Source organism: Scytonema hankhaensis NUACC26, assembly GCF_045865695.1.
GTDB lineage: Bacteria > Cyanobacteriota > Cyanobacteriia > Cyanobacteriales > Nostocaceae > Scytonema.
This window is the reverse complement of record NZ_BAACAP010000208.1, coordinates 1-12,950: the sequence shown is the minus strand read 5'-3', so window position 1 is coordinate 12,950 and position 12,950 is coordinate 1. Positions and strand designations below refer to the sequence as shown.

Annotated in this window: 10 protein-coding genes; 3 read left to right on the top strand and 7 right to left on the bottom strand. The window is 43.0% G+C overall.

Going from position 1 to position 12,950, the window contains the following annotated elements; all coding sequences use genetic code 11:
• Positions 1-128: 128 nt before the first annotated feature.
• The gene (locus tag ACKTT2_RS25650) at positions 129-1,475 is read left to right on the top strand and encodes a pyridoxal phosphate-dependent decarboxylase family protein (RefSeq protein WP_407891856.1); all 1,347 of its coding nucleotides are present in this window, start codon (positions 129-131) and stop codon (positions 1,473-1,475) included.
• A 376-nt stretch (positions 1,476-1,851) separates the two neighbouring features.
• A complete protein-coding gene (locus ACKTT2_RS25645) occupies positions 1,852-3,510 on the top strand; it encodes a peroxidase family protein (protein WP_407891854.1) in 1,659 nt (552 codons plus the stop codon).
• A gap of 101 nt (positions 3,511-3,611) precedes the next feature.
• On the opposite strand, the gene ACKTT2_RS25640 is transcribed toward ACKTT2_RS25645, so the two are convergent.
• The gene (locus ACKTT2_RS25640) at positions 3,612-4,640 is read right to left on the bottom strand and encodes a diacylglycerol/lipid kinase family protein (protein WP_407891852.1); all 1,029 of its coding nucleotides are present in this window, start codon (positions 4,638-4,640) and stop codon (positions 3,612-3,614) included.
• A gap of 80 nt (positions 4,641-4,720) precedes the next feature.
• Here ACKTT2_RS25640 and ACKTT2_RS25635 point away from each other — a divergent pair, with 80 nt between their 5' ends.
• Positions 4,721-4,930 (top strand): RNA-binding S4 domain-containing protein, encoded by a 210-nt coding sequence (locus ACKTT2_RS25635; protein WP_407891850.1) that lies wholly within the window; start codon positions 4,721-4,723, stop codon positions 4,928-4,930.
• A 268-nt stretch (positions 4,931-5,198) separates the two neighbouring features.
• Here ACKTT2_RS25635 and ACKTT2_RS25630 read toward each other — a convergent pair whose 3' ends face one another.
• The 6 genes from ACKTT2_RS25630 to ACKTT2_RS25605 all read right to left on the bottom strand — a co-directional run.
• The gene (locus ACKTT2_RS25630; protein WP_407891848.1) at positions 5,199-6,350 is read right to left on the bottom strand and encodes a glycosyltransferase; all 1,152 of its coding nucleotides are present in this window, start codon (positions 6,348-6,350) and stop codon (positions 5,199-5,201) included.
• A gap of 269 nt (positions 6,351-6,619) precedes the next feature.
• A complete protein-coding gene (locus ACKTT2_RS25625; protein ID WP_407891846.1) occupies positions 6,620-8,131 on the bottom strand; it encodes a response regulator in 1,512 nt (503 codons plus the stop codon).
• Between the two features lie 62 nt (positions 8,132-8,193).
• A complete protein-coding gene (locus ACKTT2_RS25620; protein ID WP_407891844.1) occupies positions 8,194-9,246 on the bottom strand; it encodes a chemotaxis response regulator protein-glutamate methylesterase in 1,053 nt (350 codons plus the stop codon).
• 2 nt (positions 9,247-9,248) lie between these two features.
• Positions 9,249-11,414 (bottom strand): response regulator, encoded by a 2,166-nt coding sequence (locus tag ACKTT2_RS25615; RefSeq protein WP_407891842.1) that lies wholly within the window; start codon positions 11,412-11,414, stop codon positions 9,249-9,251.
• A 39-nt stretch (positions 11,415-11,453) separates the two neighbouring features.
• Positions 11,454-12,350 carry an Hpt domain-containing protein gene (locus ACKTT2_RS25610; RefSeq protein ID WP_407891841.1) on the bottom strand — a complete coding sequence of 299 codons (897 nt, stop codon included), beginning with the start codon at positions 12,348-12,350 and terminating at the stop codon, positions 11,454-11,456.
• 106 nt (positions 12,351-12,456) lie between these two features.
• On the bottom strand, positions 12,457-12,950 hold a 494-nt coding region (locus tag ACKTT2_RS25605; protein WP_407891839.1), incomplete at its 5' end, for a chemotaxis protein CheW.

The following is a 12,950-nucleotide window of genomic DNA, read 5'->3' as shown; positions in this document are numbered from 1 at the left end:
ATCTTGTGGTACGGGATTGGTGCCCGTCACTCGTAAAGAACGGGCGAGGACGCCCGTACCACAAGAGAAAGTTGGTTATTTTTTTATTTGGAAGTCCCTAAATCTGAAATTTACTATAAACTGTAAAAATGCGAAAACTTTTAGAATCGACTTCTAAGCGTGCCATTCGTTATCTTGAGGAGTTGGAAAGCCGTAACGTTGCTCCTTCAACAGAAGCCGTCATCAACCTTGCTCAGTTTGATGAGCTATTACCGGAGGATTCTACCAATCCAGAACTGGTTCTACAATTACTTGATGAAATTGGCTCTCCTGGAACGATGGCAATGGCAGGATCTCGTTTTTTTGGTTTGGTGACAGGAGGTTCTCTCCCTGTTACTCTAGCAGCAAACTGGTTAGCTGGAGCTTGGGATCAAAATTCTGGGATGGCTCACATCACACCTGCAACTGCTTTTTTGGAACAGGTGGCTCTAGACTGGCTTTTGGATTTACTACATCTACCTTCTGAGTGTGGCGGTGCATTCGTTACAGGAGCAACGGTTGCCAACTTTACAGCACTCGCTGCTGCTCGTCACGCTGTCCTCGATCGCGTTGGTTGGAATGTAGAAGCAGATGGGTTGTTTGGCGCACCACCTATTACAGTCGTAGTGGGAGAAGAAGTGCATCCGAGTTTGCTCAAAGCACTGGGATTATTGGGATTTGGTCGCGATCGAGTGGTAAAAGTACCAGTGGACTCTCAAGGGCGAATGCGTCCGGAGGCGATCCCGTCTGTGACGAGTCCTGCTATTGTTTGCACCCAAGTTGGAAATGTCAATACAGGTGCATGCGATCCCGTGGGGGATATTTGCGAACGTAACCGTACACCAGGAGTGTGGGTACACGTTGATGGTGCGTTCGGACTTTGGGCAGCCGCATGTCCATCTCTAGCTTATCTGACACATGGTGTGGAACAAGCAGATTCTTGGGCAACCGATGCTCATAAGTGGTTGAATGTTCCTTATGATAGTGGGCTGGCATTTGTTCGCAATGCAGATGTTTTAAAAGCATCAATGGCGGTTAGTGCTTCATATTTACCAACTCTTAGCGATCGCCGCAATCCATCTGACTACACACCTGAATTTTCTAGACGCGCCCGTGGTGTTGAAGTTTGGGCTGCATTGCGATCGCTTGGTCGTTCTGGAGTTGCCGATCTCGTTGAACGTACATGCTCTCATGCGAGACATTTTGCCAGAGAGATTCAAGCAGCTGGATATCAGATTCTCAACGATGTAGTGTTAAATCAAGTCTTGGTATCTTTTGGAGATGCAGAAATGACCCTTCGTGCGATCGCACAGATTCAAGCAGAAGGAACTTGTTGGTGTGGGAGTACGGTTTGGCAAGGACAAACAGCGATGCGTATTAGCGTATCCTCTTGGGCAACAACAGATGAAGATGTGGAGCGTAGCATAGCAGCAATATTACATATTGCTAAGAAATAGTCTTACAGGAAAAAACATATGCTAAGTTTCCCTGTCGCCAATCGCCAATCCCTACGCTCGCAATTATTAAATTTTACAGAGCTTTTTTTCGGATTTAGTCAAATTGTATCATCATTACCTTTTGTACGGGGACAAGCACTAAGCACTACGCATAATTACAGATTATTAAAAGTACCCTTGAAGGTAATACCAGAAAAGGGTTTTGTCTGACACCTTAGAAAAAAGGCAGTCAACGTAGTGTGAGTGCCAATAGTGCATAAGCTGATTTCACTGACACCTATAGAAATAAAGACGGGAGTTTTGGAACCTCAAGTAACATTGACGACTTCGAGCTGCAAAGCCTTCTAAAGAAGAAAACATAAACGAGGAGAAGACAATGCAAAGTATTCCATTTCAGTTTAGCCATGGTGGTTACATCAAGGAAGAGGAGGTAACAAGATCTATTGAAGGAACCAACGCGCGAGCGATCGACGTAGAAACAGATTTTGATTACCTTTTTCCAGAACTTGCCAAAGATCCAAACAGCCTACTTCCTGCGACAAACACCAAAGATATCATTGCAAAGCTGAAAGCTTTGGGTGATGCGATGATTGACAGCACTGATTTCAGCGGACCGCTGCCACCACAAGCACCAATTAGCTCCAAGATACCTCCAATTTTTACTTATTTGGGGCAATTTATCGACCATGACATTACTGCCAACACAGATCGCACTGCTAAAAATCTAAAAACTGACATTACTAATGAAGATTTCAAACCTCTGCCACCTAGTACTGTCATTGAGCAACTTAAAAATTTGCGCCGCCCCACCTTCGATCTAGACAGTGTTTATGGTGACGGACCAACCCTAGATCCTTCTCAAACGCCAACGGAAGCAAAAGGTTTCTATCAGGAAAACGACCCTGTTAAACTGAAAGTCGGTCAAGCGACTGATAGTCCTGATATACAAGGAGTTAAAATTCCCCCAGAAGGCGATTTGATGCGCGATTTGCCACGCGGTGAGGACAAGAGAGCCATCATTGGTGATAGCCGTAATGATGAGAATCTGATTGTGGCACAACTCCATGTTGCTTTTCTACGGTTCCATAATGCAGTCGTAGATTGGGTACGGGCTAACGAACCTGAAAATGCTGGAGACAATGTAACTCTGTTCGAGCGATCGCAACAGTTAGTTCGCTGGCACTACCAGTGGTTGGTTATCAATGATTTTCTGAAAACATTAACAGTCAAGGGGACAGTAGATAGTATCCTTACCGGAGGTCTAAAATTTTATAAACCTCGGAATGGAGAACTTTTTATGCCCCTTGAATTCTCCGTTGCAGCTTATCGCTTTGGACATAGTTTGATACGCGGTGCCTATGACCACAATCGTAATTTTACAGACAGACCATTAACGCCACCACCACTGGCTATCTCAACATTTGATTTACTCTTTGTCTTTACAGGAAAAGGAGGTTTCAGAGGTAGTCCGACTCTTCCCTTTAACTGGATTATTGAATGGAATCGTTTTGCTGACAAAGGAAGAGCTTCTATAAGAGGTAGAAACTCAGCACGCAGGATTGACACTCGTTTGACAAAGTTTTTGTCAGATATGCAAAATGAAATCGACCCAAGTAAGACACAAGCAATTAACGACCTTCTCAAGCACCTTGCGAAGCGGAACCTACTACGTGGCTACTTCCTCAGTATTCCTACCGGACAGAGCCTAGCTGATAAACTAGGTGTCAAAAGATTGACAGCCGAAGAACTTCAGCGTCGTAATTCATCACAAATGAATCAAGCCCTCGCACCTTTCCTAGAAAAGACTCCAGCATGGTATTACATTCTTAAAGAGTCTGAAATTCGTGCCAATGGCGACTCTCTGGGTGAAGTTGGTAGCCGCATTGTCGCTGAAACCTTTATTGGTTTGATGAGAAACGATCCATCTTCCTTCCTTAACCAAGATTGGGAACCATCTCAAGGCGTCAAACTACCAAACGGTAAAGAAATTCGCGAAATGGCTGATTTTCTGAAGTTCGCTGGAGTTATGCTGTAACCAGTGACCAGTGACCAGTAAAAATTAATAACAGAGGAGTGGGATAATAAAATGCCACCCTCTTGTTTTTTTATATCCAAAATCTAAAATCCACGCATCGATTAATCCAATTCTTTCTGTGACTCAACAGGAAGCACGATAGGTGGATTGGCATCATCTTGAGATTGATAAGTTGGCGTGTCAATATCTGGAAGAACTACTTTTAAGGCTTGCTTGAGTACTTTCAACGTTACTGGAACCTCACCAATTGGATGTCCATCAATATGAACGGGTAATTTAGCGTTTGAGGAGAGACGAACAGATGCAACTTGGTAAGTTTCAATCTTGGGATTGTAGTTGTATTGTCCCCGACTGATTGACCAAAAATGGCGCACTAGTTCCCACTTACTAAATTGACGGTAAATAGTGACTGTTAGCAAACCGTCATCTACGATCGCATTTGGTGCAACCATAAATGCTGCACCATAATAGGGCATATTTGCGATCGCAACCAATAAAGCTTTAATCTGAAATTCGTTGCGACTAGCTATTTTTCGTCTTAAAAATCTTGGGCTTGGCTTTGGGTGAGTTCTAGCTTCAGCAATGGGACGATCTAACTCAATTGTCAGGAGTTGCGGTTGATAACCCATTGCTAAGCGAAAAGCTTGCAGCATCCGTCCCCATTTTCCACCTTTGATTTCTTCGCCAATAGGAAATAGAGTTGCATCAAGCCCTACCCCGGCTGCTTCTAAAAAGAAATGCTCGTCATTAGCTTGTCCAACATCTATGTTCTGAATTTGCCCTCGACCCAGCACCTGACAGGCTTGAAGAAAATCCATTGGTAAATTTAGGGTTCTAGCTATGTTATTGTAAGTGCCAATTGGTAAAATTCCCAGTGGAATTGGGGCATAAAGCAATCCTTTTGCAACTTCGCTAACTGTACCGTCACCGCCCCCTACGATCACCATATCATAGTAACCTTCTTCAACAACTTTTTGGGCAATGACTGCCGGAGATTCGTCAGGTTTAGTAAATGCTAAGTCAGCGCGAATACCTTCTGCTTCTAGCGCTGTCAAAATATCTGGCAATTTTAGGGGATTAGGTTCATCAGTTCCAGACACCGGATTCATAATTAGACGTGCGTGTTTCATTTGCCCAACTCCAAGGTGCTGTAACATGACCTGTATAAACGATTCTAGCTGATACAGCTGGAATTTTCTCAAGATGCGTTATGGACACAAGTAACAATACAATTCAATTAGACCAGTTTTTGAAGTTAATGGGCGTAACTCCAACTGGAGGGCAAGCAAAACTGATGATTCAGGGTGGTAATGTCAAAGTAAATGGTTCGGTTGAAACTAGGCGGAGACGGCAATTAGTATCGGGTGATGAAGTGACAGTGGGAGAGCAAACCCTTAAAGTGGATTTTAAGAATTTTTGAAGAAACTACAAAAAAATAAATGAGCTTACCATAAATTATTTCATCTTGTAGTATGTGCATCCTGCCCGGAACGCAAAAAATAATTGGGATATATAACAATCCTATTTGATTTGTAAACAAGTAGCGTTGCCTACCAATATTGAATGGTGGGCTACTTATAAAAAACGGGCAGGATGCCCGTACCACAAGAATTGTTTGGATATAGGATATGTGCTCTACAAGAAATTATTAGGATATATTTATTTAGAGGCTTCTCATGTATTGTGACTCAATTTCCAAGGCTTTGTTGATAGCTTGAGGCACTTTCAGAAAGCAAATCGCTATATCCAATTGTTTGAAGAAAAGCGATCGCTATCGGCACAGGGCTATAGTTTTCTAATGCCCAACGCCTTCCTGCTGTGGCAATTTCTTCAAGAATTTCTGGTTGTGCAGCTATTCTATCTACAGATTCTTGTATGTTATCTAAATCTATCCCAATATAATGTTGCCAATTCTTTGGCATTGTAGGTAGAGAAAAACCGTATTTCTCAAAGTCTAGATGAAAAGTTACGCATCCTGCTGCTAATGACTCCCATAATCTCCAGCTATCCCATTGAACAACTGTGTTGGACTTTAATTTCAACTTAGTGAAAACACGCTTTCCAAAACGACTCCCAAAACTCCCAGGATTTTTAAACCAAGAGGGTACAAAAAACCCTCCAAAGGCAGCACATGCGGCTGAATCTTTGAGACGTTTGTAGTAATTTGGGTAGTGGCGTCCACCCGATTGCTTCCAGTGATGATGATGATAAGTGTCTGTTGGCTTTTCATTATCTACATAGTGATGGACGGGCAATATTTTTTCAAGACTTGGGATAACTTGGCTACCAGTAATTTGCCTTACAGAATGGGTATTTGTTGCCCAATGTCTGTAATTGATAAGTAGGTGTCGATCTCTATCTTGAAAGTTAGGTACTTTATCGAGTTCTTGTAAAATACGGTAAGTGAGTCCAAAAGGCCAAGGATAAAAATTTTTGCCATAGTGAAGATGTTTGTTATAATGATTTCTCAATATGAAATCAAACTGCCTAAACTCAGGTCTGTCTATATAAGTGCGATCGCCATCCTCCCCATCTATGTAAACAGTTAAATATTTTCGATTTGGATGAAATAAATTTTTTGGTAAAGGAAGGTTAACAGTGTACCAATTATTTGTAAAAATAACTACAGAACAATCATCGGGGTTAATATTTGGATTGTGACGAATAAGATACTCTTGTTCTGGAGATTCTTGCCAGTAATTGGTATTAGAAAAAAATGGGATACCTAACTCCCTAAAACCCTCGGCTAAGCAAATCAAACAATGCTGTAACTTGTCACCTTCTGGAACGCCCTCTCTTGGATCGCAGTAGAAGTATATTGGTGCTTGAAGTTGTCTCATAATTTTCCTTGGTAGTAGTATTTAACGTTCAAGGATTGACACACTATGTTCCTATTTTTGCATAAAATTACAGTAAGGTGGGTATACTACTCTCTTTCTACTCTAAAATTACCGCGCTTTGTAGGTGGGGCTATGCCCTACAAAGCGCGAATGGTGGGCAGTGCAGTACCCAACGCCAATCCTAGTAGTCACGGGGGAACCCGCGCACTTCGGGTGGCTCCCCTACGTGTTTGAGTAATCAAGATAAGAGCACGCCCAGGAAGTAGTTTTCATTTATCAGTAAATGTCCATACACCATTCCAGTTTTTGGGAACTCCCTTTTCCAACAATATTTTGACTCGTTCTAAATAAAGCGTTGCTGTCTTATCTGAAGGATGGATAGCAAGTACTTTTTCAAAATATGTTTTTGCCAGTTCTAGATCGCTGTTCTTGTAGTACTCCAAACCCCGCTCAAATTCTGGTTGTGTTTGAAGTTTAAGCGCATGGATTTCTTCAATTTCTGCATCTAAGACTTCATAAACTGCGATCGCTTCCGTCCGCCCTTTCACAATTGCTCGATCTAAAAACCGAATGTGATACTTTTCAGGGGTACTCAAATGATGAAGCGCTTGCTCGGAAATTAACAAAGACACGCCATAAAATTTCGTCAGCCCTTCCAAGCGAGCTGTCAGGTTAACATTGTCAGAGAAAGCATCTCCCTGCATCCGGTTTTCTTCACCCACCATACCCAACATCATATGCCCAACGTGAATGCCTATACCTACCTGGAGGGGAAGGTAACCTTTCGCTGCGCGTTCTTTATTGTATTCGTGAACTCGTCGATGTTTGGTAACTCCCGCCGCCACTGCATCATCGGCTCCTTCAGGAAACACAGCCATCATGCCATCACCTAAAAATTTGACAATAATACCGTAGTGAGAGCGAATTTCAGGGCTGACACGTTTGAGATAAGCATTAACAAAGTTAAAATTGTCCTGGGGTGTCATGGTTTCAGAGATGGTTGTGAAGGAGCGAATGTCACTAAACATAACCGCCATGACTTTGCTTACATGGTCGCCCAATTGCACATCTGTAATCGTTTGTTTCCGTAAAAACCGCAAATATTCATGGGGTACAAACCGCCCGTAAGCTTTTAACAAAGACTCTAACTGAGCATTAGCACTAGTTAGCTCTTTTTCTCTTGCTTTAACGATTTTGACCATGTTGGTAAAAACTCTTGCTAATTGTCCGAGTTCATCGCTTCGTTTAGTTACCTCTGCTAGAGCCTCTGGTTGAAAAGCATCTTTTTCTACATCACTAGCAGCAGATGTTACCTTATTTACCTCATCTATATATGCTGCTTGACGTAGAATTTCAGCTTTGAAAAGAGCTTCCGCTTCCAATCGCTTGCGAAAGTTAACGTAAGCTTTTGAGTGATAGCGGATGCGAGCAATCAACTCCATGCGATCGGGTAGTTTGACTAAATAATCATTTGCCCCTAGTTCAAACGCTTTGGCTTTAATCACAGGATCTTCTTTACTAGAAAGCACAATTAGGGGAATATTGCAAGTAGGTGCGTCTTTGGAGCGTAGAAACTTTACTAACAGCAGCCCTTGCATTTGTGGCATAACCAAGTCTTGTAAAATGACGGTTGGTTGGCAATCTTTGGCTACTTTGATTGCTTGGGTCGGATCGTTACAGTAGTGAAACACAATATCCTTTTCGGGAGCCAGCATTCGAGAAATGGCTTCGCCAATGATGGATTGGTCGTCAATAAGTAATACAGTTATTTGCTCGTCCATAAGAATTACTAATTTTAAATTTTGAACCGCAGATGCACGCAGACGAACGCTGATAATATTTTCTATCTGCGTCCATCTGCGTTCATCTGCGGTTGCAATTTTAGATTTTGAATAAGGGTAGACGCGATCGCATCTGGTGATAAAATTTCGACGGCTGCATCTAATTCAACGGCTGCTTTGGGCATTCCATACACCACACAACTTGCTTTGTCTTGGGCGATAGTGTGCCAACCTCGATTTTTCAAAGCGCTTAAACCAACAGCACCGTCTCTTCCCATTCCAGTTAACAGCACAGCCGTTCCCTTGCGCGTCCAGTGTTGAGCGAGACTTTTGAAGAAGACATCAACAGATGGACGGTAAGGGTAATTCACTGGATCTTTTGTGTAACTGAGGGTTAAGTCGGGCTTCAAATAAAGATGGTCGTTCGTACCAGCAACTAGAACTGTTCCCGATTCCAAACGATCGCCTGCAACTGCTAATCTCACAGGTAATGCTGTTTGTTGGTTTAACCACTCTACAAATCCTGCTGAAAAATCGGCATCAACGTGTTGGACGATGGCGATCGCCGTATTAAAATTGGCAGGGAACTTTGACAAAATAGAGGCTAGTGCTTTAGGTCCGCCTGTTGATGACCCGATAGCAATCAAAGAGGTTGCAGACAAGAGATTGCTGCGGCGCTCTAATTGAGGGGAGCGAACAGATGGCTTTGTGTTTGTGGGAGATACTTTTAGTAGTTTGCGGATTCTGGAAATTTTAGTCAATAACTGATTTGCAGTGCGATCGCTTTCTTGACCCAAAACTGGGGTATCAACTGCATCCAATGCACCATAACCCATTGCTTCGTATACTTTGGCGACGTTTTGCTCCGCGCTCACTGTCACAATCAGAACCGCACAGGAAAAGTTTTGCACGATCTGGCGGGTTGCTTCTACCCCATCCATCACGGGCATTACCAAATCCATTAAGATTAAATCTGGTGGATCTTGTTTGCATTTGGCAACTGCTTCGGCTCCATCATGAGCTACCCAGATAACTTGATAATCGGGAACGGTCTGCAAGACTCTTCTGAGTGCTGCTACTGCGATTGCTAGGTCGTTAACGATGGCAATTCTCATACTTAACGACCCACTAAATCTACAACGGCATCAATCAATGTGTTATCATGAAAACTAGTTTTTGTCAAGTAGTAATCGGCACCTGCTTCTAATCCCTGAATGCGGTCTTCCTCGCGGTCTCGGTAGGACATAATGATAACAGGCATTGAGTGCAAGCGGGGATGGCTCTTGATTTGTCGAACGAGTTCAATTCCATTCATGCGTGGCATATCAATATCGCTGATAACTAAGTCGTAATGGTTAGTACGAACAGCACTCCATCCTTCCATACCATTGACAGCGATCTCCACTTGATAACCCCGATTCTCTAATAACTTGCGCTCCATTTCTCGTACCGTGATGGAATCATCAACGACTAAAACTTTCTTACGCTTGTCTGCAATTTCTTCTGCTGTGACAACACCAACTTTGGTAAGCCGTCCCGCATTAAGGATAGCATCCATCGATCGCACCATATCCGACACATCTACAATCAACACTGGCGAACCATCACTGAGTAAGGATGTAGCACTGATATCAGGAACTTTCCCCAACCGTGGATCTAAAGGTCTAACAACCAAATCGTGTTCGCCAAGAAACTTATCGACTACTAATCCATAAGCATCATCGCGATCGCTAACCACAACCACCGAAAGTGCTCCAGACTGAGGTGGAGGTTCGCTAAGTTCTAGAATTTGATGAGCAGCAATCAAACCAATATTTTTCTGATTCATGGTAAAATACTGACGGTTCTCAACATCAGAAATATCAGAACGTTCCACTGTAATGATGTGACCAATTCGAGCCAAAGGAATAGCATAAGGTCTTCCAGAAATTTCAACTAATAGCGTGCGAACAACCGATAGCGTCAAAGGTAATTGAAAGTGGAAACTAGTTCCCAATCCTTTTTGAGAAACAGCACGCACCGTTCCACCGACTTCCTGCGCCATGCTCTTGGCAATATCCAACCCGACACCGCGTCCAGAGATTTCCGTTACTTGTTTTGCCGTTGAAAATCCTGGTAAAAACAGGAACTCCATTAGCTCGCTAATTGAGAGTTGAGCCGCCATTTCAGCCGTTGTTAAGTTTTTATTAATCACTTTCTGGCGCAATTGCTCTGGATCTATACCTTTACCATCGTCAGCAATGGTAATTGCTAACATACCTCCTCGATGAAAAGCTTCCAAACGAATTGTACCTACAGTTGGTTTTCCCACAGCCGCCCGTTCCTCTGGGAGTTCAATCCCGTGATCCACAGCATTTCTGAGAATATGAGTCAGAGGTGCTTCCAGTTTTTTAAGAATGTCGCGATCCACCGATGTTGCTTTTCCAACAATATCTAAATTCACTTGCTTGTTCAGTTTGCGTGCTAAATTGCGAATCATAGGTGGAAAGCTCTGTACGCCATCAGCAAAAGGGCGCATGTGAGAAGTAATGACTTCTCGGTAGAGACGATCTGATAAGTTAGCAGTTCGTTGAGCATAAAGTTCGAGTTCGTTCAGGCGATCGCTCAAAAAATCAAGACACTCTTGCTCCCGGTGTCGCGCCTCCTCCAGGTACTCCTTCCCATCTTGATGATATGCTCCCCTATCAAGAGCATCTTGCAAATGTTCCAAAGTTCTAGAAAGTTCAACCAAACGCCATTTGAGAGACATCATAGAATCAGCATGAGGTTGCAACCAGTTTGCTTCAATCAATGACTCCCCAGCCAAACCCATAATGCGGTTCAAGTTTTCAGCACTAACCCGCACCACCCTGTCTTGAACAGCAACCTGTTCGGATGCAGAACTCGAAGGATCTGCCAATTCCGAACGTTGAACCATTACTTGAGTTGGTGGTGGAGATTGATTAACCACAACAAGCGCTGAATCGGGATTTGATTCAGGTTTAATTTCGCTTAAAGTTTTTGGTTCAGAGGAAACAGGGACAGGAACACTAGAAGATACAGAAGACAGAGAAATTCCTTTCTCCTCCCTTGGTAAAGGTGCAGATTCAGGATTTAAAATTGTCGCTACAGATGCTCGCGTCTGTTCAAAAGCTACTTTATTATTATTTAGCCATTGAGGTAAATCTGCATTACTCACCAGGCTAATACCTTGCAATAAATCCACTGCTTGAAGCAGTACATCAACTTGGTTAGAATCTAAAGTAATAGTTTTATTTTGCGCCGCAACAAAACAATCCTCCATGACATGAGCCAAGTTGACCACCGCATCCAGTGAAACGATTCAAGCAGACCCCTTAATAGAGTGAGCAGCTCGCATTAACGTTTCCAAAGCTTGTGCAGAGCGAGGGTTACTTTCCAGTGCTAACAGCCCATCATTCATGACAGCAATCTGCGCTTCTGCTTCCAAGCGAAACAGATCCATCATAGAACCATCATCATCCCTCGACAGGGCATTCACAGAATGAATTGCATCCGATTGTGCTATAGGCAGTTGTGGTACGGGCGTCTCGCCCGTCAGTACATTTACAGAATGAATTTCATCTAATTGTGCTACAAGTAATTGTGGTACGGGCGTCTCGCCCGTCAGTACATTTACAGAATGAATTTCATCTAATTGTGCTACAGGCAATTGTGGTACGGGCGTCTCGCCCGTCAGTTCATTCACAGAGTGAATTGCATCCGATTGTGCTACAAGTAATTGTGGAACGGGCGTCTCGCCCGTCACTGCATTCATAGAAGAAATATTATCTAACTGTGCTACAGGCATCTCGCCCGTCACTACATTCCCACTCAGTAAAATTGAAATAGCTTTCTGAGTTGTAGCTAAATCCCAAGAATAATCAGAGAGCCATTGCTCAAAATCTCTATCTACTGCTTTACTCATACTCAAGAGCAAATCGCTAGCATGAAGTAAAAGCTCGATCTGCTCTTCACCCAAAGTAACAGTTTTGTTCTGAGCAGCCAAAAAACACTGCTTCAAAGCTTCCGCCAGGTTAGAAGCAACCTCCAAGTCCACAAGCCGAGCAGTTCCCCATACCGAATGAGCTGCTTGAGTTGCCCGTTCCAATTCTGTCATAGAGAAAGGCTGCGTTCTCAGTACCCCAAGAGTTTCCCGAAAGATTGTAACCTGAGTTTGGATCTCCTGACGAAATAAATCGATTATGGAGTATTCATTCATATATATCAAATAAATATTAAATTAATAATGACTGTTCCTAGTTGCTAGCCCGAAACGATTTTTCCTCTCTCGTTCCCAGGTTCTACCTGGGAACGAGGTGATATCCCTACAAAATTTTGTGATTGAGAGTGTAAAACAACAATTCAGAGTCAAGATAATTCACTTTTTCTCCCTGCCAATGAATAATCCCCTTGGTATAAGCTTGAGCAGCTTTAGTAATTACAACAGGAGCATCCCGTAATTCTTGAGAGTGAAAGCGGTAAATTCCATGAACTTCATCAACAGGAAAAACCCATTTGTTGTTCCCTTGTCCTGCAACAATCATTCGTTTTGTATTGTTGGAGGAAGAAGAAATCTCCTCTGTTGGTTGCAGATTCAACAGATAACTCAGGGAAGCACAAAGCAACGTTTCTCCGCGAATATTAACCAGCCCTAAAAATAACTCATTGCTACGATGAGGCAAAGGTTGAATTACGCATGGGTGAGTCACTTCTTGCAAAATTCCCACAGGAAAAGCCAATCGGGCGTTGCATAATATAGGGAGGAATTGAGGTGTTATACTATGCATTGTCCACACTGTGAGTCTACTCAGATTAGAAA